Source organism: Halomonas salsilacus, assembly GCF_051216275.1.
GTDB lineage: Bacteria > Pseudomonadota > Gammaproteobacteria > Pseudomonadales > Halomonadaceae > Halomonas.
The window spans coordinates 303,724-325,712 of the sequence record NZ_JBPKAQ010000001.1; the positions used below are offsets into that span (position 1 = coordinate 303,724).

A 21,989-nucleotide genomic window follows, 5' to 3' on the forward strand; every position below is an offset into this window, starting at 1 on the left:
ATGTCGATCGACTGGGTTACGGTCCTCGCCCAGATCGCCAATTTTCTGGTTCTGGTCTGGCTGCTCAAGCGTTTTCTTTACAAGCCGATCTTGAATGGCATCGATTCTCGCGAGGCCGAAATCGCCGAGCAGATGGGGGAGGCAGCACGGATCCAGCAGAAGGCGGAAGCCGTCGAGGCGGACTTCGTGGCAAAGAAGCAGCAGTTGCTGGTCGACCAGGCCGCCCTGGCGGACCGGGTTCGCCAGGAAGCCGAGCAACAGCGGAACGCCCTGTTGGCCGAAGCCCGGGAGAAACTGGAGCAGGAGCGGCTGGACTCGCAGGCGCACCTGGCGCGAGAAAGGGAACGCTTCACGACGGAGTTGTACAAGGCGAGTGCCGAAACGCTTTACCAGCTGGCCGGCCGGGCACTGCACGACCTGGCCGACGAGCGCCTGGAGGAGCACATTGCCCGGCATGTGGTCAGCCAGCTTGCGCCGCTGTCGGAAGAACTGGCCGCTGCGGCCGGCAACGCCGAAGAGGCGGTGGCCACCACCCATGCCCCGTTAACGGAGGGCGCCCGGCGAAAGGTGAAAGTCGCACTGGAGCCCCTAGTGCCTGGAATTCCCTTGCGCTTTACCACGGATGACAGCCAGTCCCCCGGGCTGGTCCTGCGAATCGGCAGCATCCAGCTCGACTGGACGGTGGACAGCTATACCGACGAGCTGGTGGGTCTGCTGGAAGAGCGCCTGGCAAGTGGCGAGTCGGGCAGGGTGCACGATCATGGCGGATGAATCGCGACGGCCTGGCGTGCAGGGGTTTATCGACGTCCTGCTGGACAGCCCAGCACCCACGCCGGTGCTGGCCGAGGTGGGCACGGTCGTCGCGGTGGGGGATGGCATCGCCGTGGTGGCCGGGCTGGGGCGTGCCCTGGCGGATGAGCTGCTGGTGTTTGCTTCGGGGGTGCGCGGTGTGGTGCTGGACCTTGAGCCGGACCGGTTGGGCGTCGTTTTGCTGGGCCCTTCGGAGCGGGTGAGTGCCGGCGAGGATGTCTGGCGCACCCGCAAGGTGATCAGTGTGCCGGTGGGGCCGGGCCTGGTCGGCCGTGTGGTCGACGCCACGGGCCAACCACGGGATGGCAAGGGCAAGGTGACCGCCGTAGCCGAACGGCTGGTGGAAGCCCAGGCACCGGATATTCTCAGCCGCGCGGCCGTCAGCCGCCCCCTGGCGACCGGCCTCAAGGCGATCGATGCCGCGGTGCCTGTGGGCCTGGGGCAGCGGGAGCTGATCATCGGTGATCGGCAGACCGGCAAGACGTCCATCGCCGTGGATACCATCCTCAACCAGGCCCGGTCGGAGGTCCTGAGTATCTACTGCGCCATCGGCCAGCGTGGGGATGCGGTGGCCAGAGTCATCGAAACGTTGAGAGAGAGTGGACAGCTGGCGAAGACGATAGTGATGGTCGCCGGTGATGAGGACCCGCCGGGCCTGGCCTACATCGCCCCCTATGCAGCGATGACGATGGCCGAATACTTCGCCGACCAGGCCCGGGATGTACTGGTCGTTTTCGATGACCTCACGCATCATGCCCGCTCCTATCGTGAGCTCTCGCTGCTGCTGCGGCGTCCGCCGGGGCGTGAGGCATTTCCCGGCGACATCTTCTACGTGCATGCCAGGCTGCTCGAGCGAGCCGGCCAGTTCACCCCGGAGGCCGGGGGCGGTTCCATTACCGCCTTGCCCGTGGTGGAAACCCAGGCGGAAAACCTGTCGGCCTATATCCCGACCAACCTCATCTCGATCACCGACGGCCAGATCTATCTGTCACCGCGACTGGTGCGCAAGAACCAGTTCCCGGCGGTCGACCTCGGGGTGTCGATGTCGCGAGTGGGCGGGAAGGCGCAGCACCGGGCGTTTCGGGAAGTTGCCGGCAACCTCCGCGTCACCCTGTCCCAGTTCGAGGAGTTGGAAGACTTTGCCCGCTTTGGCACCCGGCTGGATGACGCCACCCGGGCGCGCCTGAGCCGAGGCGCGGCGGTCCGGGCGGCCTTGCGCCAGCCCGAGCGGGATCCGGTGCCGGCGGTGGAGCAGCTACTGGTGTTGCTGGCGGCGATGGACGGCATGTTCGACGGGCTGTCAGAAACCGAGGTGGTGGCTGCTATGGAAAACGTCAGAGCGTCAGTGGGAGACGCCCTGGCAGGGGTCGCAACGCGAATCGCAGACAACCAGCCACTGGATGAAGATGACCGCGCCTCCCTTCGGGGAGTGGCGCGTGCCGCCCTGGGTGTGCCGGAGGAAGGCCATGACGCAGACGCTTGAAGCCCTGACCCGCCGCGATGAGACACTCACGAGCATTCGCGGGATCGTTCACACCATGAAAACCATCTCTGCCATCAACGCAGTGCCCTATGAGCACGCCGCCAGGTCCATCGAGGCCTATCATCGGACGGTGCGAAGCGGACTCGCGGCCTTTGTCGCCAGAACCGGCCCCATCGCCTTGCCGCAAGCAGAACCGGCCGAGAGCATCGTGGTGGTATTCGGCTCTGATCATGGCCTATGCGGCAACTACAACGAACTCCTGGCCGAGAAGGTACGGGCCGAAGCCGCACCCACAACGGCCGCAACTTCGGGTATCCGGATATTGTGTGTCGGCGCCCAGATGAATGATGCTCTGGCGGGGCAGGGACTCAGCCCCGAAAGCGTTTTCCTGCCACCGGCCTCTGCAGATGGCATCGGACGCTTGGCGGGCAGCATCGTGACCCGGCTGGACGACATCGGGCGCGGTGAGCCCCACCATCGGAAGGTCACGCTGGCCTTTACCCGGCGAGCCGGGCGCGGTCAGCACGAACCGGTGCTGATGCCGCTGCTGCCCCTTGGCCAGGCGTTCCTGGCGGGGCTTGCCGACCGACCATGGAAATCCCGTTCCCTGCCCGACTATTCGATGCCGCCATCCGAGCTGTTTGCCGCCTTGTTGCGCAGCCATATCTTCGCCAGTGTCTTTCGTGCCTCGGCGGAGGCCATGGTCACCGAAAATGCCGCACGTCTTGCCCTGATGCAGCAGGCCGAACAGTCGGTGGACGATCGCCTGGACGAGGTGAAAGGGCAACTGCGATCTGTTCGCCAGGATGACATCACCACCGAGCTGCTGGATGTCATCATTGGCTTCGAGGCCTTGCGCAATAAGCCGCGCAGGGCCTAAACCCAGGGGCTCGCGCTCCATCGGTGCTGTACGTCTGCTCGAGGATGGCGACACCATTCACCTAAACATTTCTCCAACGGGTATTTCCTGCGATACGCTTGACTGATGTCAAGCCGTTACCCGGCTGTGCTGTCTAGTGTGAAGGAGCCGGTCGGAAAAGACATTCGGCCTTCAATGACACCTTGAGGCCTGGTAGATGAAATCGATCACGATGGCGAAAAGCAGGATGCCCGCCCGACTCGATCTGTGGCAGAGCCTGAGTGGGTTGGTGCTGGCGCTGTTCATGTGGTTCCACATGTTCTTCGTCGCCTCCATCCTGCTCGGCGCCGAGTCCTTCGATCGGGTGGCGGGCTGGATGGAGGGCTCGATGCTCTTCGAGCAGACCTATCCCATCATCGTCTCCATGGCGGCCATGGGGGTCTTCGCTCTCTTCGTTCTGCATGCGCTCCTGGCGCTGCGCAAGTTTCCCTCCAGCTATCGCCAGTACCGCACCTTTCACGGTCACATGAAGCGCATGGGGCATGAGGATACGACCCTCTGGTTCGTCCAGGTCTTTACCGGATTCGCCATGTTCTTTCTCGGATCGGTCCATCTCTACATCATGATGACGCGCCCCGACACCATCGGCGCCTATGGTTCGGCCAATCGGGTGGTCTCCGAGTGGATGTGGCCGCTGTACCTTCTCCTGCTGCTGGCTGTGGAATTGCACGGCTCCATCGGCCTCTACCGCCTGGCGATCAAGTGGGGTTTTCTTACCGGCCGCAACCCCGTCGAGGGTCGCAAGAAGCTCAAGCGTGCCAAGTGGTTGGTCACCGTCTTTTTTCTGGCGCTCGGGCTGGCCTCCCTGGCCGCCTTCATCAAGATCGGTGTGACCCAGTCGGATCATTATGGACAGCCGGTCTTGCCAGCGGAGCACTCGCTGCTGTCTGTCGCTTCGGTGGGAGGAGTGTCATGAAACTGGTCTATACCGACGTCCTTGTCATCGGCGGTGGCCTGGCGGGTATGCGCACCGCCATTGGTGTCAAGCAGCGCGGCAATGATGTGATCGTGCTCAGCCTGGTACCAGCCAAGCGCTCGCATTCGGCTGCGGCCCAAGGGGGCATGCAGGCCAGCCTGGGCAGCAACGCCATGGGCCGAGGCGACAACGAGGATGTGCATTTCGGTGACACGGTTCGGGGCAGCGACTGGGGGGCCGATCAGCGCGTCGTGCGGATGTTCACCCACGTCGCGCCCAAGGCCATCCGCGAGCTGGCCGCCTGGGGCGTGCCCTGGAATCGCGTACAGAAGGGCGACCGCGAGAGCGTGATCAATGCCGAGCGGGTGGTGATCACCGAGAGCGAGGCGGCCCATGGCCTGATCACCGCCCGGGACTTCGGCGGCACCAAGAAGTGGCGGACCTGCTACACCTCCGACGGTACCGGCCATGCCATGCTGTTCACCCTGGGGGATCAGACCATTGCCAACGGCATCCCGGTGATGGAGCGCATGGAGGCCCTGGCGCTGATCCACGACGCCGGCCGCTGCTACGGTGCCATTGTCCGTGATCTGGTCACCGGCCAGCTCACCGCCTTCGTTTCCCGGGCCACCGTCATCGCCACCGGCGGCTACGGGCGCATCTACAAGGTCTCGACCAACGGCATCATCTGCGAGGGCACCGGAGTGGCCCTGGCACTCGAAACCGGCCGGGCGGCGCTTGGCAACATGGAGGCGGTGCAGTTCCACCCCACCGCCATCGTGCCTGCGGGCATCCTCACCACCGAGGGGTGCCGGGGCGATGGCGGCATCCTGCGCGACGTGGATGGCTATCGCTTCATGCCCGACTACGAGCCCGAAAAGAAGGAGCTGGCCTCCCGGGACGTGGTGTCGCGGCGCATGACCGAGCATATCCGCAAGGGCAAGGGCGTCACGTCGCCCTACGGCGACCATCTCTGGCTGGACATTACCGTGCTCGGCCGGGCCCATGTTGAGAAGAACCTGCGCGAGGTCACCGACATCTGCCGCTACTTCCTGGGCATTGACCCCGCCGTGGACTGGATCCCGGTTCGGCCGACCCAGCATTACTCCATGGGCGGGATCCGCACCGACCATACCGGTGAAAGCCAGACCCTCAGGGGGCTCTTCGCCTGCGGGGAAGCCGCCTGCTGGGACATGCACGGCTTCAACCGCCTGGGGGGAAACTCGGTCGCCGAGACGGTGGTGGCGGGCATGATCGTCTCGGAATACATCGCCGATTTCTGCGCCTCGGGTGCCAGCGATATCGATATCTCCACCGGCCTGGTACGCGACTTCCTGGGCCGCGAGCAGGGCAAGCTCGATGACTTGATGAAGACGCCAGGCACCGAGCGTGTCGTGGCCATCCGCAAGCGCATGGAAGAGATCATGATCGACAAGGTGGGCATCTTCCGCACCGGTGATGAACTCGCAGAGGCCGTGGACGAGCTCGAGCAGCTGCTGGAGAAGAGCCGCCATATCGGCGTGGCCTCGCGCGCACTCGGCGCCAACCCGGAGCTGGTGGCGGCCTATCGGCTGCCGAAGATGCTCAAGGTGGCGCTCTGCGTGGCCCTGGGCGCGCGCGAGCGCACGGAGAGTCGCGGCGCCCATTTCCGCGAAGACTATCCGCAGCGCAACGATCACGACTGGCTGAAGAGGACCCTGGCGACCTGGCCCGACGAGGCCGCCAGCCTGCCACACCTGGACTACGAGGCCATCGATGTCATGGGCATGGAGATGCCGCCGGGGTTTCGCGGCTATGGGGTCCGCAATCACATCGATCATTCCGATACCCCGGAACGTCTGGCCGAGGTCGAGCGCGTCCAGGCGGAACATGCCGATGCGGACCGAGCCGATCTGCAGCGGGCGCTGATGTCCTTCGAGGAGTTGCTGCCGCCCAGGTATCGAGGCCCCAACCAACGGCTTGAGGATGACACCCATGAGCACTGATTCACTGTCGGCTTCAACCGCTGATTCAACGCCTGATGCGCCCGGGACGGCACCAGGGCGTCGGTTGACCTTTCACATCCTGCGCCACAATCCTCAGGAACCGCAGAGCCGTCCGCAGATGGTGACCTACGAGATGGATGAGGCGCCGGGGATGACGCTCTTCATCGCGCTGAATGCCATCCGCGACGAGTACGACCCGTCCCTGCAGTTCGATTTCGTCTGTCGGGCCGGGATCTGCGGCAGTTGCGGGATGCTGATCGACGGGCGCCCGGGGCTTGCCTGCCGGACCCTGACCCAGACTCTCGGCGAGGAGATTACCCTGGCTCCGCTGCCGGCGTTCAAGCTGATCGGCGATCTGTCGGTGGATACCGGCCAGTGGATGCGGGGGATGAGCGAACGCCTGGAGACCTGGGTGCATGGCCAGGAAGAGATCGATCTGGATCGCCTCGAGGCCCCCATGGAGCCCACCCTTGCCGAGGAGATCTACGAGCTCGACCGCTGCATCGAATGCGGCTGCTGCGTGGCCGCCTGCGGGACCGCCCTGATGCGTGAGGATTTCATCGGTGCCGTGGGGCTCAACAAGATCGCCCGCTTCCGCCTGGACCCCCGTGACGATCGCACCGATGCGGACTATTTCGAGCTAATCGGCGACGACGACGGGGTCTTCGGCTGCATGACCCTGCTCGGCTGCCAGGATGTCTGTCCCAAGGACCTTACCCTGCAGACCCAGATCGCCTTCCTGCGGCGGCGAATGATCGCCACGGGATAGCGGATTGCCGGGGAGCGATCTTTGCTGTCTTGCGAATGGGCCTGGTCTTAACGCTTGCCTGAAGGGCTCAGCCGGATGGGCGCCAGGCCATCCCCCGCGGGATGCACGCGACCGATGATCCTGGCCCGGGCATAGCCCTGCGCCACCAGGTCGGCCAGGCAGGCCGCGGCATGCTCGGTTGGCACGCTGGCCAGCAGGCCGCCGGCGGTCTGGGGGTCGAAGAGCAGCGGATAGCGGGGGTGGTCGACCCAGGCCTGGAGGTCCTGCAGAGCATGGCGCAGCCGCATGTTGGCGGGTTGCAGGGAGCTCAGGATGCCGGCGGCGACGGTCTCTTCGGCGCCCTCGAGGAGGGGCAGGGCCGCCAGGTCGAGCTCGGCGTCCACCCCCGAGGGGCGCGTCATCTCCACCAGGTGGCCCAGCAGGCCGAAGCCGGTGATGTCGGTGCAAGCACTGGCGCCGTGCTCGCGCAGGCAGTCGGCGGCCTGCCGGTTCGACTGGCACATGCTCTCCAGGGCCGCGTCGATCCAGCGCCCACGCGCCGCCAGCCGGGCATGGGCGGCGAACAGGGTGCCGGTGCCCAGGGGCTTGGTCAGGATCAGCACCTCCCCGGGTCGCATCCCGTCCTTGCGCAGTACGCCGTCCATTCGCTCGTCGACCAGGCCATTTACGGCAAACCCCAGCGCCAGCTCGCTGCCCTCGCCGGTGTGTCCGCCGACCAGGGCGCAGCCGGCCGCGTTGAGCACCTCCACGGCGCCGGTCATCATCTGGAACACTGTGTCCTCGACTTTCGCCTCGAGCCCCTGGGGCACGGTGGCGATGGCCGTGGCGGTCTGCGCCTCGGCACCCATGGCGAAGATGTCGCCCAGGGCGTGATTGGCGGCGATCTTGCCGAACAGGTACGGGTCGTCGATGAAGGCGCGGAAGAAGTCCACGGTGTGCACCATGGCCTTGCCCGGCGGCACCCGCACCACGGCGGCATCATCCGGCGCATGCAGGCCGATCAGCACCTCCTCGCGCTCCACCGGCGCCAGCTCCGCGATGGCCCGGGAGAGCACCGGAGCGCCCACCTTGGCCCCGCAGCCGCCGCAGCGCATGGCCATGGCCGAGATCGCCTGGTCGTTTTCGGCCGCGTCGAGGGGGACGCGGCTGGCCCTGGCCGGCTTCATGGGGCCTGCCTGCATCGGTGGCAGATCGTTGAGCTGAGACATGAAGCGGGCCATGAAGCGCCGGTCGATGCGGTCCTTCCAGCGCCATACCCAGTCGCCGGCGAAGCAGAGCCCGCCGCGGGAGGCCACGGCGTGGCGGTCGCCGGTGCTGATCAGGGCCAGCCATTTCACCTGGGGGCGGTAGGGCCTGAGAGGCCGGCCGGTCACGGCGGCGCGCAGGTTGTCGGCCAGCGGCCGGCCCTGGCGCACGGCGAAGACCCCGGCCTTCTCGCGGGGGTGGTTGATCAGGTGGGCGATGTCGCCGGCAGCGAAGATGCGCGGATCCGAGGGCGAGCGCAGGGTGTCGTCGACCTCGATGAAGCCGTCGTCATCGAGGGCCAGGTGGGTGTCGCGCAGCCAGGCGGCGCCGCCGGCATTGGTCACCCAGACGATTTCGTCGGCGGCATGCCAGTGGCCATCGGCGTCCTTCAGCCGTTTCGCTTCCACCGCGACGACGTCCGTGCCGGTATGCACGGTCACATGGCGGCGGGCCAGAGTGTCCTCGAAGCGAGCGCGCACCCGGGCGTTGTGGGTCGGCAGGATCGTCTCGCCGCGGGTGTAGAGCGCGAAGGAGAGTTCGGCCGGGTCGCGCTCCCGGGCGGCCAGCTCCCTGCCCAGCCGGTACTGCATGGCCAGCAGCAGCTCGACGCCGCCGGCACCGCCGCCGACCACCGCGACGCGGGTCTTCACGGGGTGCTCCTCGATGCGATGGAGCAGCGTCTGCCAGCGGTCGTTGAAGCGGTGGATCGGCTTGACCGGGACGGCATGGTCGCCGGCGCCGCCGACGCTATCCATGCGCGGGGTCGAGCCGATGTTGATCGACATGACGTCGTAGGACACCGGGGGGCGTGAACGGCACAGCACTGTCCGCGCGTCATGGTCGATGCCGATGGCCTCGTCGCGGAAGAAGCGGGCGCCGGCATACTCTGCCAGGCGTCGCAGGTCGATGTGCACGTCGTCATAGCAGTAATGCCCGGCGATGTAGCCCGGCAGCATGCCCGAGTAGGGGGTATGGGTGTCGCGACAGATCAGGGTGAGCCTGACGCCCGGTTCGGGCGCCATGGCGAAGCGCTTGAGCACCCCCACGTGGGTGTGCCCGCCGCCGACGAGGACGATATCCCGTAACACCGGCTGCTGTGGCGTTGGCTGCATGGTCAGGCGCGCTCCAGATAGGACTGGCATCAGGGTGATGAGGCAACAAGGTGGTGACTCAATGGCGCTGGCGTGAGCTCCACGACGCCATCCGTGCTGATAACCACTGGCTGCCGACCCTGCTCGACTTAGGAGCTTTCCACCCAACGCAAAGAGCGCCCCACGGGGCGCTCTTTGCATGTAGGGCTATCCGGTCATCCACGCCCGCTTGGCGTCAGGCGTTGCCGAGGGGTCAGTGGGACGTTGGCTGGGGGTCGATGGTGCGGTAAAGAATCTGCAGCTCCTCGACGGAGAGGTGCTCGAGGCGGCCGGAGAGCAGATCGCTGACCTTCTGGGTCGGCAGGCCGGCACGGCGGGCGATCTCTCGGCATCCGAGGTCGGAGACGGCAATCAACCGACTCACGATGCGCATGAGGCGTGAACGTTTTTCCAGGTCCCTGACGTCGAGGTCAGGGCTTGTTCGCGGGGGGTCGGAAAGATCCGCGCTGTGGGTGTTACGTGCAGTACTCATGGTGCTCCAGTAGGCGATTTCGACACGCACACTATGGCGGCTGTCCGGCGATTTTGCCAGTGTCGATTCCATGATGCTTTCGTTGCATTTTGAGTGATCGGGCCCGTAGAAGATCAGGAGCTCTCGGCGTCCATATTATCGAGCTCGATGCCTGTGCCGAAGCTGACTACTTCACCCACGCCAGGACCCTGCACAACCCGCGCCAGGTGTGAGGGGAAACGCCGCGAGCGGTGGGGTATCCTGACCGGGTCACGTCGCGACCAGGGCGTGGCCGTCTCATTGCAGGAGAGAGGAAGGCATGTACGATTTCGTCATCGTGGGCGGCGGCATCCTGGGGATGTCCACCGCCATGCAGCTCAAGCAGGCCTACCCGGAGCGGCGCATGCTGCTGCTGGAGAAGGAGGCGGGGCCGGCCATGCACCAGACCGGTCACAACAGCGGGGTGATCCACGCCGGGGTCTACTACACGCCCGGCAGCCTCAAGGCGCGTTTCTGCCTCGAGGGCAACCGGGCTACCAAGGCCTTCTGCGACGTCCACGACATCTCCTATGACACCTGCGGCAAGCTGCTGGTGGCCACCAGCGAACTGGAGATGCAGCGCATGACCGCGCTGTGGGAGCGCACCGCGGCCAACGGCCTGGAACGCGAGTGGCTCTCGGCCGAGGCACTGGCCGAGCGCGAGCCCAACATCACCGGGATCGGGGGCATCTTCGTGCCCTCCAGCGGCATCGTCGATTACGCCGAGGTCACCCGCGCCATGGCCGCCGAGTTCGAGCGGATGGGCGGCGAGACCCGCTACGGCTGCGAGGTCACCAGCCTGGAGGAGCGCAGCGCCGAGGTGGTGGTGAAGGGAAACGCGGGGGAGTTCAGCGGACGCTATCTGGTGACCTGTTCGGGGCTGATGGCTGACCGGGTGATCCGCCTGCTGGGCCACAACCCGGGCTTCACCATCTGCCCTTTCCGCGGCGAGTACTTCCGGCTGCCGGCGAAGCACAACGCCATCGTCAACCATCTGATCTACCCGATTCCGGACCCTTCCATGCCGTTTCTGGGCGTGCACCTGACCCGCATGATCGACGGCAGCGTGACCGTCGGCCCCAACGCGGTGCTGGCGCTCAAGCGCGAGGGGTATCGCAAGCGTGACCTGTCGCTTACCGACATGGCGCGGATGTTCACCAACCCCGGCATCCTCAAGGTGCTGGGCAAGAACCTTCGCCCGGGCCTTATGGAGATGAAGAACTCGCTGCACAAGCGTGGCTACCTGGAGCTGGTGCGCAAGTACTGCCCGAGCCTGAGAATGGAGGATCTCGAGCCCTATCCGGCGGGGGTGCGCGCCCAGGCGGTCTCACGCGATGGCCGGCTGGTGGACGATTTCCTGTTCGTGAATACCCGCCGCACCCTCAACGTGGGCAACGCGCCGTCGCCCGCGGCGACCTCCGCGATTCCCATCGGGGCGCATATCGTCGAGCAGGTGAAGACAATGGTGGCAGAGTGAGGTGGAAACCCGTGGCGTCGCAGGGCGGTCTCGGTAGAATTGCCGAAATAAACTCGGAACGTAGAAATATGGCCGTTGGCTTCCCACGCAGGGGCCGTGCTAGCTTCCATTGAGGCGCTGGGTCCCTGCGCCGCTAACACGCACACAACAATCGGGTTCCAGCCCGGAGGATCGCCATGAAAGCCATGAAGTACGCCATAGCCGCCTCGCTTCTCGCCTCGGCCCCGCTGGCCGCGGCACAACAGCTGTCCATCGCCACCGGCGGCACCGGCGGGGTCTACTACCCACTGGGCGGTGGCTTGGCCGAGCTGATCAACAACCACCTCGAGGGCGCCAGCGCCGTGGCCGAAGTCACCGGAGCCTCGGTGGAGAACATGGGGTTGGTGTGGCGCGGCGATTCCGACCTGGCCCTGGCCCTGGCCGATACCGTCTACCAGGCCTACAACGGCACCGGCGACTTCGAGGGCCGTCAGCTCGACAACATCAGGGCCCTGGCCTCGGTCTACCCCAATGCCGTGCAGCTGGTCACCCTGGCCGATTCCGGCATCGAGAGCCTCTCCGATCTCGAGGGCAAGACCATCTCGGTGGGCGCCCCGGGCAGTGGCACCGAGCTCAACGCCCGCGCCCTGCTGGAGGCCAATGGCATCAGCTACGACGATTTCGATCCCCGGAGGCTGAACTTCAACGAGACCGCCGACGCCATTCGCGATGGCGACATCGACGCCGGCTTCTGGAGCGTGGGGCCGCCCACCAGTTCGATCCTCAACCTGGCCACCACCCGCGACATCCGCCTGATCGCCCTCTCCGACGAGGAGGTCGCCAACGCCCGCGACGCGGAGCCGGTGTTCGCGCCCTACAGCCTGCACGCCGATCTCTACGACGGCATGGAAGAGGCGGTTCAGACCATCGGCATTCCCAACGTGCTGGCGGTGAGCAGCGAGATGGACGAGGAAATGGCCTACCAGATCACCAAGATCCTCTTCGAATACACCGACGAGCTGATCGCGGTGCATCCGGCGGCCAATGACACCACCGTGGAGTTCAGCATCGAATCCACCCCGATCCCCTTCCATGACGGCGCCCTGCGCTACTATGAGGAGGTTGGCGCCGAGGTCGCCGATCACCAGCGTCCCTAGGCAATGGGGAAACTGCATGTGAACGCGGGACGGGCCTGGCTGCCCGTCCTGCTGCTGTGTGCGGGGCTCATCCTGGCCGCTCCCGCGGTTGGCCAGGATGAGCCCCGCCTGGAGGTGATCGGCGAGCTGGGCGAGACACTGGTGGCGCTGCCCATGCCCGAGGGGAAGGCCTGGTGCCTGGAGTGGAACCACTCGGTGGCAGGTTTCGCGGTGCTTGACTGCTACCGCCATCGCGACCGTCGCATGGTGCTTGAACGCAGCCACCTGCCCGACTTCGCGGCGGGGCTCGACCATATCCCCGGACGCGGTCGACAGGTTTCCGATGGCGAAGGCGGCTACTGGATCGAGGCGATCGACGAGCCAGTGCCGGGCAACTCCTACCGGCTGAGGGTGGGGAGCCTGTGTGTGGACCACCGGCTGGTGGTCGACGGTGAGCGCATCAGCTTGAGTCGCCTGGCCGCCAACCGCCGCGTCACACTCCGTCTGACCCTATCGGACTGAAACACGACCCTTCGAGAGAACCACGATGAGCGATTTGGACAACACACCCATTGTCCCCGGCAGCAAGGCCAACCATGCCCGGCCGGTGCTGTGGCTGATCACCCTGGTGGCGGTGGGGCTGTCGCTGTTCCAGCTCTACTCTGCCGGTATCGAGCCGCTGGGGCTGTTCTACCAGCGCAGCATCCACCTGATGCTGATCATGGTGCTGGCCTTTCTGATGTTTCCGGTGTTCGGTCCCCATCGCCGGCGCGGCGGGCTGGGCTGGGCCATCGACTGCCTGTTCCTGGCCGGGGCCCTCATCACCGGCGGTTATCTGGTGATCTACCTGGATGATATCTTCGGGCGCGCCGGGTTCTGGAGCCAGACCGATATCGTGGTGGGCTGCATCGCCGTGGTGACCGTGCTGGAGGCGGCGCGCCGGGCGGTGGGGCTGGGCATGACCATCATCGGGGTAATCGCCATCCTCTACGCCTTCTCCGGCCCCCGTGGCGAGCTGCCCTGGCTGGGGCAGTGGCTGCCCGGCATCCTGGAACACCGCGGCTACAACATCGACCGCGTGGTGGGCCAGCTCTACCTGGGGCAGGAGGGCATCTTCGGCCTGCCGCTGGGCGTGGCCGCGACCTACATCTTCATCTTCGTGCTGTTCGGTGCCTTCCTGGAGATCACCGGCGCCGGCAAGTTCTTCATCGATATGGCCTATGCGGCCACCGGGCGCCAGCGGGGCGGCCCCGCCAAGGCGGCGGTCATCGCCTCCGCCGGCATGGGCTCGATCTCCGGCAGCGCCATCGCCAACGTGGTGACCACCGGCGCGTTCACCATCCCGCTGATGAAGCGACTGGGCTACAAGCCCAAGCAGGCCGGCGGCATCGAGGCGGCGGCCTCCACCGGCGGCCAGATCATGCCGCCACTAATGGGGGCGGGGGCCTTCCTGATTGCCGAGTACACCCGGATGCCCTACCTGGACGTGGTCAAGGTCAGCATCGTGCCGGCCATCATGTACTTCGGCACCGTCTACCTCTTCGTCCATATCATTGCGTTGAAGCAGGGCATGCAGGGCATGGCCAGAAGCGAGCTGCCGCAGATGCGCGATGTGATGAAGCAAGGCTGGCACTTCCTGCTGCCGCTGGGAGTGCTGGTGTGGCTGCTGGTGATGAACATGTCGCCGATGCGGGTGGGTTACTACGCCGTTGTCACCATGCTGGCGGTGGCGGTGCTGCGCTTTCTGGTATGGTTCCTCTTCGTGGCACCCAGGCAGGGTGAACCGGTGACCGGTGAGCGACTCGCCGCGGCCACCGGCAACGGTCTGATAAAGCTGATGCGGGGCCTGGAACTGGGGGCACGCAATGCCGTGGCGGTCTCCATGGCCTGCGCGGTGGCGGGTATCATCGTCGGCATCGTCGGCCTCACCGGCCTGGGGCTCAAGTTCTCGGCGATGATGCTGGCCTTCTCCCAGGGCAATCTGCTGCTGGCACTGATCATGGTGTTGCTGGCCAGCCTGGTGCTGGGCATGGGCCTGCCGGTGACCGCCAGCTATATCGTGCTGATCGTCCTGGTGGGCCCGGCGCTGACCGCCGAGTTCGGCGTCCCGCTGTTGATCGCCCACCTGGTGGTGTTCTGGTACTCCCAGGATTCCAACGTGACGCCACCGATTGCGCTGGCCGGCTTCGCCGGGGCGGCCATCGCCGGCTCCAAGCCCATGGAAACGGGCTTTCAGGCCTGGAAGTTCGCCAAGGGGCTCTACCTGATACCGTTGTTCATGGTCTACAACCCGGAGCTCATCATGGGTGGCCCGCCGCTGGTGGTGGTGTGGACCGCGCTGACCGGCTTCCTGGCACTGGGGGCCTTCGCCGCCGCCCTGGAGGGCTATCTCTTTGTCCGCCTGGCCTGGCCGCTGCGTGTGGTGCTTCTGCCGGCCATCGTGGCGGTTTTCTACCCGAACCTTATGGTGGAGGCGGCCGGGGCCGCCGTGATGCTGGCGGTGATCATCGGCAACTGGCTGGCCAGCCGTCGCGAGGCGCAGCTGTCCGGATAGTCAAGGTGACGGGGGAGGGCCGCGCGGCTAGAATGTGCGGCTTTTCTTATTGCACCCTTTACCGTTCTCCCCATTCCATGAACAGGCAGTCGCCGAGGAGCCGTCCATGCAGTCCGAACAGTCGCCGAAGGTTGGCGTGATCATGGGGTCGAAGTCCGACTGGCCGGTGATGGAACACGCCGTGGCGATGCTCGAACGCCTGGGCGTACCCTGCGAAACTCGCGTGGTCTCCGCCCATCGCACCCCGGACCTGCTCTTCGACTACGCGAAAGGCGCCGCCAAGCGGGGCCTTCAGGTGATCGTCGCCGGCGCCGGCGGGGCGGCCCATCTGCCGGGCATGGTGGCCTCCCAGACCGCGCTGCCAGTGCTCGGCGTGCCGGTGGAGTCCAAGGCGCTCAAGGGCCTGGATTCGCTGCTTTCCATCGTGCAGATGCCCGGTGGCATCGCCGTGGGGACGCTCGCCATCGGCAAGGCCGGCGCCACCAACGCGGGCCTGTTGGCCGCGCAGATCGTCGGCCTGCAGGACGCGACGGTGCGCGCCGCCGTGGAGGCCTTCCGCGCCGAGCAGACCCGGACGGTGCTCGACCATCCTGACCCCCGGCCCGACCCGCGCGCCCAGCCCTGATCCAGACGGACGAATGAAGGAGGCAACCATGAATATTGGCGTCCTGGGTGCCGGCCAGCTCGGCCGCATGCTGGCCCTGGCCGGCTACCCCCTGGCCAACCGCTTTACCTTCCTCGACACCACCGGTCATCCCAGCGCTGGCATCGGCGATGTGATGATCGATACGGATCGCAGGCACCTCGAGGCGTTCCTCGCCAAGGTGGACCTCGTCACCTACGAGTTCGAGCACCTGCCGGTGTCGCTGGTCCGTGCCATCGAGGAGGTCAAACCGGTTTTTCCCTCGAGCGAGGCGATCCGCGTCTGTCAGAACCGCGCCGAGGAGAAGGCGCTGTTCGACCGCCTGGGCATTCCCACCCCGGCCTATCGCCTGGTGGAGCACGCCGACGAGCTCGAGGCCGCGGCCCGCGAGCTGGGCTGCCCCGTGGTGGCCAAGTCGGTCACGGAGGGTTATGACGGCAAGGGCCAGGCGGTGCTCAGGGACCCTGGCGAGGCCCATGACGCCTGGCGCTCGATCAACCACCCGAAGCTGATCGTGGAGGCCTTCGTCGACTTCGTGCGCGAGGTGTCGATCATCGCCGTGCGCGGCCGCGACGGCGAGGTGGTCTTCTATCCCATGGCCGAGAACCAGCACGTGGACGGCATTCTGCGCTACTCCATCGCGCCCCTGCCGGACCTGGATGACAGCGTGCAGCAGACCGCCGACGGATATATCCGTACGCTGCTCGACGAGCTCGACTACGTGGGCGTGCTGACCCTGGAGCTGTTCCAGACCCGTGACGGGGGCCTGCTGGCCAACGAGATGGCGCCCCGGGTGCACAACTCCGGCCACTGGACCATGGACGGCGCGGTGACCAGCCAGTTCGAGAACCACCTGCGCGCCATTCAGGGCCTGCCCCTGGGCGATACTGCCGCGCGGATGCCCACCTGCATGGTCAACGTGATCGGCCGCGAGGGCGACCCGGTGGCCATTCTCGCCCTACCGGACGCCCACCTGCACCGCTACGACAAGAGCGAGCGCGCCGGGCGCAAGCTGGCCCACGTCAACCTGGTGGCGCCGACTGTTGATGCGCTGCTTTCGAAGGTACGCGCCTGCGCCGCGCTGCTGCCCGATGCGCCGCCGCCGAGTTTCAGCTTCGAGTAGGCTGACTGCCTGACGTTGTCGTTCGGCAATGCAAGCGGCCCCGCCATCTGGCGGGGCCGCTTGCGTTACTAGAGTGAAAATAGAGTATGTGTCAGGCGGTCTTGCGCTGGCTGATGATGCCGAACGCCCCCAGAGCGATGCCGATGATCACCATGATGGCAATGACCCATAGGGGGCTATAGAAGGTGGTGTAGACCGCCCATCCCATCAGGCCGAGAACATCGGAGAACATCGTCGGGGCGCCCACCAGGTGGCCACCCAGGGTGCCGGCGGCGGCGAAGAACAGGCCACCGACCAGTGCCAGGATCACCAGCGCCCAGCGGCGGGCGCCGTAAAAGGCGGCATCGCCGGCGCGCCACACCAGCACGGTGATCACGGTAAAAATGCCCAGCGACCAGAGCGCCATCAGGATATGGTTGCGCGCCAGCGGGCTTGCCAGGTTGGCCGCGATCGGCCAGACAGTAAAGCCGGTGATGATGGCAACCAGCGCCCCCAGAAGGCTGAGTACCAGCACCGGCAGCAGGGCGGCGCGGCTGAGCTCGGCCATGCGACCGGACAGGAAGGCACCGACCAGGATCATCAGGGTAGCGAGTGCCCAGAATCCCAGCGGGAAGTGAACAAGCATATGGTGCATGCCGGTCATGAGCGATCTCCTTGGCGAGTCGTGCGGAAGGCAGGCAACAGGGCGAGGGTCACGCCGAGCATGACGATCAGGCCCGCGATCAGGGTCATCAACCAGCGTGAGGTGATGGTGTCGTTAAACTCCATCTCCACCCCGTAGAGGGCAAGCTGCATCTCGCTGTGGCGTGCCCGGACCGGCGTGCCTTCAGCGATATCCTCGGCACCGGCGTGGGCGCGGCTGACCAGCAGCGGCCAGTTCACCTGTCCGGGATAGAAGAGCGTTACCTCCTTCCAGTCATTGGACCAATCAGGCGTGCGGCCCTGGAAGCGGTTGGCGGTCAGGTCGGCGTCCTCGCGCCCCATGCCCAGGGAGTAGGGGTGGGAGACCTGGTGCCAGCGCCCGCCGGTGGCGTCGCGGTGCACCGCGAAGGCCACCGAGTAGAGCCCCTGGTCGCGCAGGATCTTGTCATCCAGTGGGCTACCGGTATCCAGTGCCCTGGCCAGGGTCACGTCCCAGTAGCCGTCGGCCCAGCGGCCCTCGCCGTGGACCCGGATGCTGCCCCGGGAGCCGGCCGGCTCTTGCAGCAGGCGGTAGGGGATAGTGTCGCCCTCCTGCCAGTCATGCTCCGGGTCGAAGGGAACCGCGAAGTCCTCGGCCAGATAGTAGCGGCTGTCGAAGTCCAGGACGCCGGACTCAATGTCCTCCCAGCGCATGGCCGTCATGTCGGTGAGCTCCGGCGAGAACATCCACAGTGGCACGCCGGCATCGCCGTCCCAGTTGGTGGAGTAGGGGCTGCGGCCCTCGTCGCCGCTACGCGCCTCACCGACCCACTGGTCGTCGGAGACGTTTATCGGGTTGGAGCGATGACCGCGCCAGTGCCAGAGGTCGAGGAAGTAGCCGGCCTCGCGCTGGGCCTGGAGGGTCTCCGGCGCCTGACGGCTGGCCCAGTCGCCCAGATCCATGCGGGTCGCTGGCAGTGACTTGGAGACCTCTTCCGGGGCCTCGTCGGTGAAGCCGGCGGCGCCGGCGCCCACGGTAAGGTAGCCGCCATAGAGAGCAAACTGGGGCACGCTGCCGTCGTCCATCAGCATCGTGACCCGGTCCTCGTGGAGGCCGTCGGGCTCGGAGCCCGGCACGGCGCGTCCCTTGCGGACCCATTGGCCCCCCTCGCGGACCAGCACGTCGTGATGAATACCGGGGCGCTCGGCCGGCCAGCGGTATCGGAAGAAAACCTCGTTGCCGTTGTAGGCGGCCTGCACCTGCAGCGGCATGGTCAGCTCATCCGGGATCGAGATGTTGCGCTCGGGATCGTTCGCGACCACCCCGGTGCCCTGGGTGACCCAGGCCAGGCCGAGGGCAATCGGCAGCCCAAGGACCAGCCAGGGCCCTGTTCCCTTGTTATGTGTTGACATGTGAACTCCTGCTCTTGAAGGGGCAATTGCTTCATTGTCCGCCATCAGTATGGCCCCGTTCTATGAACGTTTCCTGTTGCAGATCAACAGGAGTGCAACAAAGCACTGCCGGCCTTGAAGACTGATGTCGATCGTCGACACTGTCAGGGAAGCCGTGGACCCGGGGAGGCATGATGCGACGATGGTTAAGGCGGGGCGATATCGCCCTCGTGGTAGCGCTGCTGCTGCCGCTCGCGGTGGCGCTGCCGCGCCTGGGCGGGCTCGGTGGCCCCCCCGAGCTGTGGCTGACCTGGGTGGGGCGAGTGACCGGCATCCTGGGGCTGGCCATGATGCTGCTGGCCGCGGCGGTGAGTTGCCGGGTGCCGGGCTTCGATCGCCCCTTTGGCGGGCTGGCACGGCTCTGGCACCTGCATCACTGGCTGGGCTTCACCGCCTTCATCCTGGTGATGCTCCACGCCCTGGCGCTGGGGCTGTCGGCGGTGCCGACCTCCCTGGACGCCGCGGTGACGACCCTCTTCCCGCCGGTTTCCCATGGCAGCGTCTGGCTCGGCTGGCTGGCCTGGGTGGCGCTGGTGGTGTTCCTGGCGCCCACCTTCGACTTTTTCGGCCAGCCCCACTACCAGCGCTGGAAGCGCCTGCACCTGGTCTCGGCGGCGGCACTGCTGCTGGGGCTCTGGCACGCCCTGTTGCTGGCCGGCGAGACCTGGCCCTGGTGGCTGCTGGGTATCGCCGGGCTGGGTGCCATCGCCTGGCGCAAGGGGGTGGCGCCGCGGTACCGTCACGCCTACCGCATCGAGGAGGTGGTGCCGCTGGCTCGCGGTGTGGTGGAGGTGGTGCTGCGTCCCGAGGGGAGCGGTATCCGCCATGAGACGGGGCAATTCGTCTATCTCTCGCCGCTGGACGAGTCGCTTTCCGACGGGCGTGGCGAGGAGCACCCCTACACCATCGCCTCGGCGCCGTCGGATTCCCGCCTGCGCATCGGCATCAAGGACCTGGGCGACGCCAGTCATGCCCTGCAGACGGTGACGCCGGAGACCCGTGTACTGGTCGAGGGGCCCTACGGGGAGTTCTTCGGACGCCGCTTCCCCGAGCGCGACATGCTCTGGCTGGGCGGTGGCATCGGCATCACCCCCTTCGTCGGCGGCGCCCGCGACCTGGCCGGCGGGGCGGGAGGCGAGGGCCATGTCCATCTGTTCTATCTCGCCCACGACCCCGATCGCGCCTACTACCGGGAAGCGCTCGAGGGGATCGCCGAGGCCCATGAGGGCTTCGCCTTCACCCAGCACTATTCTAAAGAGCAAGGCCGGCTGGACGAGGCCTTCCTGCGCGGGCATTGCCCGGACTTCACCGAGCGAGAGATCTACCTCTGCGGCCCGCCGGCCATGAACGCCCACCTGCAGCGGTTGCTCACCGACCAGGGGGTGCCCGCCTCACGCATCCACAGCGAGGTCTTCGATTTCCTATGAACATGCACAAGATCGCCTACTCCTTCTTCATCGCCTTCGTGGCGAGCCTTGCCACCCTGGTTTCGGTCAGCGCACTCTCGAGCAGCGAACGCGACGCGGCCGACGATGAGGGCCTGGATCCCATCACCCTGGACGAGCTGGCCGAGCATGACGGCGCCGAGAGCTGCTGGAAGGCCATCCATGGTCGTGTCTACGACATCACCGACTACGTGCCCAACCATCCCACCGACCCCGGGGTGATCCTCGAATGGTGCGGTCGGGAGGCCAGCGAAGGCTGGGACAACAAGCGCCCCGGCGTGCCCCACAGCCCGCGGGCCGAGGGGATGCTCGACGAGTACCTGATCGGGCGCCTGGTAGATGAGGAGGGCGAGCCAGCCGCGGCCGAAAGCTCGGCGGCCGCCGACGAGGCTCGCGATGACGCCGGCACCGCCGAGGTGCCGCTCTCGCCCGCCGAGGACGAGCGGCTGCATCGGGCGCTGCTGAACCAGCCGCTGGATGGCCGCTACCGCGGCGTGTTCGGCGACGGCGGCGAGATGCAGGTCAACGTGCAGTTCGACCTGCGCGACGGCCGGCTGTCGAACGTCGGCTATCGGCACCTGGCCTATCGCGGCGTCGACTACCGCCAACTGGACGAAGACGAAGACCTCTACCCGGTCATGGTGCAACACCTGCAACTGGCCGAAGGCCTGGAGGGTCAGCCGCTGACCGCCATCTTCGCCCTCTACGAGCCGGAGCGGATGGCGGAAGACCTTGATGGCTACAGCGGCGCCACCCTGCGCGGCAACAAGGTCCACTCGGCCTTCCGCGACGCCCTCAACCGCGGGGTCTACAGCTGGCCCTGAGGCTTGGCTCAGCCTAGCCGAGTCCACCGGTCAGCCACAGCCACAGCGCGATCAGCGCGAAGTGGCCGGGATACCAGGCCAGCCACAGTCGGCGCGGCATCGCCAGGGGCACCGTCGGCGCCAGGCGGTGGGCGCCGGCAGCCAGCCACAGCGCCGCCAGGCAGGTGGCCACGGTGAAGGACTTGGCCATGTCGGTGACGTTCATCTGGCCGGCCACCACCAGCACCGGCACGGCCACGGCGGCGGCCGCCAGACGCCCGGCGATGGGATTGCCGGCCCGGTTCAGATGGTGCATGGCGAGCATCAGCAGCGGAAGCAGTGCAAGGCCGTTGTGGCCGTATTCCACCCAGCCTCCGAGCAGGTACCACATTGTCAACGAGGTCGCCAGGCCAAGGGCCAGCCAGTGAAGGGCCAGGCCGCCTTCACGGTAACGGGCCAGAAGCTCGCGCAGCCAGGCGCCCCAGGCGAGCCCAGCGGCCAGGGTGAAGCAGACGTTGAACAGCAGGGCGTCGGAGGCGCGGGGCATCATCATGAACGGCCACTGGGCGACGAGGCCGATCACCAGGATGCGCCGGGCGTAGCGCAGCGGATTGCGGGTATTGAACAACCCGTGCCAGGCGACCATGGCGGCGAACAACGGGAAGGCGATACGGCCCAGCGACGAGCCGACCCAGTCGAGGCCCCAGGGTTCTGGCACTATGTAACGGGTCAGGTGGTCGAGGGTCATGGTAGCCAGCGCCAGCCACTGGCCCCAGCCGGTCCAACTTGACGAGGGGCGCGGGGTGGTATCGGTCGACTCGGCTGCGAGGGCGGTTCTTGAGGTCATCCTGTCCTTCCTTCGGGGGCGACTCACAGTGACAGGCCGTGCCGCCGAGAGTTCCTGCGTGGCGCCGGGTGATACTCGTCAGGGATTCGTGTTGCAACGCAAGCGGCCTCGCATCTGCGAGGCCGCTGACAGCGTCCTGCG

The 21,989-nt window shown here is 66.5% G+C and carries 19 protein-coding genes; 14 read left to right on the forward strand and 5 right to left on the reverse strand.

Features of this window, described 5'->3' with window-relative positions; translation table 11 throughout:
• From ACR80S_RS01390 to ACR80S_RS01415, 6 genes are all read left to right on the forward strand, one after another.
• Positions 1–771 carry a F0F1 ATP synthase subunit delta gene (locus ACR80S_RS01390; protein WP_435402363.1) on the forward strand — a complete coding sequence of 257 codons (771 nt, stop codon included), beginning with the start codon at positions 1–3 and terminating at the stop codon, positions 769–771.
• A complete protein-coding gene (locus tag ACR80S_RS01395; RefSeq protein WP_435402364.1) occupies positions 761–2,293 on the forward strand; it encodes a F0F1 ATP synthase subunit alpha in 1,533 nt (510 codons plus the stop codon). Before ACR80S_RS01390 ends, ACR80S_RS01395 begins: the two co-directional genes overlap by 11 nt.
• On the forward strand, positions 2,277–3,173 hold the full coding sequence (locus ACR80S_RS01400) for a F0F1 ATP synthase subunit gamma (protein WP_435402365.1): 897 nt from the start codon (positions 2,277–2,279) through the stop codon (positions 3,171–3,173). The genes ACR80S_RS01395 and ACR80S_RS01400 overlap by 17 nt, the downstream gene beginning before the upstream one ends.
• A gap of 211 nt (positions 3,174–3,384) precedes the next feature.
• A complete protein-coding gene (locus ACR80S_RS01405; protein ID WP_435402564.1) occupies positions 3,385–4,128 on the forward strand; it encodes a fumarate reductase cytochrome b subunit in 744 nt (247 codons plus the stop codon).
• The gene (locus ACR80S_RS01410) at positions 4,125–6,113 is read left to right on the forward strand and encodes a fumarate reductase flavoprotein subunit (RefSeq protein WP_435400536.1); all 1,989 of its coding nucleotides are present in this window, start codon (positions 4,125–4,127) and stop codon (positions 6,111–6,113) included. Before ACR80S_RS01405 ends, ACR80S_RS01410 begins: the two co-directional genes overlap by 4 nt.
• A gap of 64 nt (positions 6,114–6,177) precedes the next feature.
• Positions 6,178–6,882, forward strand: coding sequence for a fumarate reductase iron-sulfur subunit (locus tag ACR80S_RS01415; protein ID WP_435400535.1), 705 nt, complete (start codon positions 6,178–6,180; stop codon positions 6,880–6,882).
• 47 nt (positions 6,883–6,929) lie between these two features.
• Here ACR80S_RS01415 and selD read toward each other — a convergent pair whose 3' ends face one another.
• Together selD and ACR80S_RS01425 are read right to left on the reverse strand one after the other, a co-directional pair.
• Complete coding sequence (gene selD, locus ACR80S_RS01420) at positions 6,930–9,239, reverse strand: selenide, water dikinase SelD (RefSeq protein ID WP_435400534.1); 2,310 nt, start codon at positions 9,237–9,239, stop codon at positions 6,930–6,932.
• A gap of 232 nt (positions 9,240–9,471) precedes the next feature.
• Positions 9,472–9,822 carry an XRE family transcriptional regulator gene (locus ACR80S_RS01425; protein ID WP_435400533.1) on the reverse strand — a complete coding sequence of 117 codons (351 nt, stop codon included), beginning with the start codon at positions 9,820–9,822 and terminating at the stop codon, positions 9,472–9,474.
• A 226-nt stretch (positions 9,823–10,048) separates the two neighbouring features.
• On the opposite strand from ACR80S_RS01425, the gene lhgO reads away from it, so the two are divergent.
• The 6 genes from lhgO (at position 10,049) to ACR80S_RS01455 (ending at position 16,680) form a co-directional block, all read left to right on the forward strand.
• On the forward strand, positions 10,049–11,245 hold the full coding sequence (gene lhgO / locus ACR80S_RS01430) for an L-2-hydroxyglutarate oxidase (protein WP_435400532.1): 1,197 nt from the start codon (positions 10,049–10,051) through the stop codon (positions 11,243–11,245).
• A 176-nt stretch (positions 11,246–11,421) separates the two neighbouring features.
• Positions 11,422–12,381, forward strand: a complete 960-nt coding sequence (locus tag ACR80S_RS01435; protein ID WP_435402366.1) for a TAXI family TRAP transporter solute-binding subunit — start codon at positions 11,422–11,424, stop codon at positions 12,379–12,381.
• A gap of 18 nt (positions 12,382–12,399) precedes the next feature.
• Positions 12,400–12,882: a DUF1850 domain-containing protein gene (locus tag ACR80S_RS01440; protein ID WP_435402367.1), complete on the forward strand. Its 483-nt coding sequence runs from the start codon at positions 12,400–12,402 to the stop codon at positions 12,880–12,882.
• Positions 12,883–12,907: 25 nt separating this feature from the next.
• On the forward strand, positions 12,908–14,914 hold the full coding sequence (locus tag ACR80S_RS01445; RefSeq protein ID WP_435400529.1) for a TRAP transporter permease: 2,007 nt from the start codon (positions 12,908–12,910) through the stop codon (positions 14,912–14,914).
• 106 nt (positions 14,915–15,020) lie between these two features.
• Complete coding sequence (purE, locus tag ACR80S_RS01450) at positions 15,021–15,539, forward strand: 5-(carboxyamino)imidazole ribonucleotide mutase (protein ID WP_435402368.1); 519 nt, start codon at positions 15,021–15,023, stop codon at positions 15,537–15,539.
• A gap of 28 nt (positions 15,540–15,567) precedes the next feature.
• Complete coding sequence (locus tag ACR80S_RS01455; RefSeq protein WP_435402369.1) at positions 15,568–16,680, forward strand: 5-(carboxyamino)imidazole ribonucleotide synthase; 1,113 nt, start codon at positions 15,568–15,570, stop codon at positions 16,678–16,680.
• A gap of 91 nt (positions 16,681–16,771) precedes the next feature.
• Here the strand turns inward: ACR80S_RS01455 and ACR80S_RS01460 are convergent, their stop codons facing one another.
• Together ACR80S_RS01460 and ACR80S_RS01465 are read right to left on the reverse strand one after the other, a co-directional pair.
• Positions 16,772–17,323, reverse strand: coding sequence for a DUF2231 domain-containing protein (locus tag ACR80S_RS01460; protein WP_435400526.1), 552 nt, complete (start codon positions 17,321–17,323; stop codon positions 16,772–16,774).
• Entirely contained in the window at positions 17,320–18,714 is a 1,395-nt protein-coding gene (locus ACR80S_RS01465; RefSeq protein ID WP_435402370.1) for an ethylbenzene dehydrogenase-related protein, read from the reverse strand. Before ACR80S_RS01465 ends, ACR80S_RS01460 begins: the two co-directional genes overlap by 4 nt.
• Before the next feature lie 173 nt (positions 18,715–18,887).
• On the opposite strand from ACR80S_RS01465, the gene ACR80S_RS01470 reads away from it, so the two are divergent.
• On the forward strand, positions 18,888–20,180 hold the full coding sequence (locus ACR80S_RS01470) for a ferredoxin reductase family protein (RefSeq protein ID WP_435402371.1): 1,293 nt from the start codon (positions 18,888–18,890) through the stop codon (positions 20,178–20,180).
• Complete coding sequence (locus ACR80S_RS01475) at positions 20,177–21,022, forward strand: cytochrome b5 domain-containing protein (RefSeq protein WP_435400523.1); 846 nt, start codon at positions 20,177–20,179, stop codon at positions 21,020–21,022. Before ACR80S_RS01470 ends, ACR80S_RS01475 begins: the two co-directional genes overlap by 4 nt.
• 13 nt (positions 21,023–21,035) lie before the next feature.
• Here the strand turns inward: ACR80S_RS01475 and ACR80S_RS01480 are convergent, their stop codons facing one another.
• Positions 21,036–21,848 (reverse strand): TraX family protein, encoded by an 813-nt coding sequence (locus ACR80S_RS01480; protein ID WP_435400522.1) that lies wholly within the window; start codon positions 21,846–21,848, stop codon positions 21,036–21,038.
• Positions 21,849–21,989 lie beyond the last annotated feature (141 nt).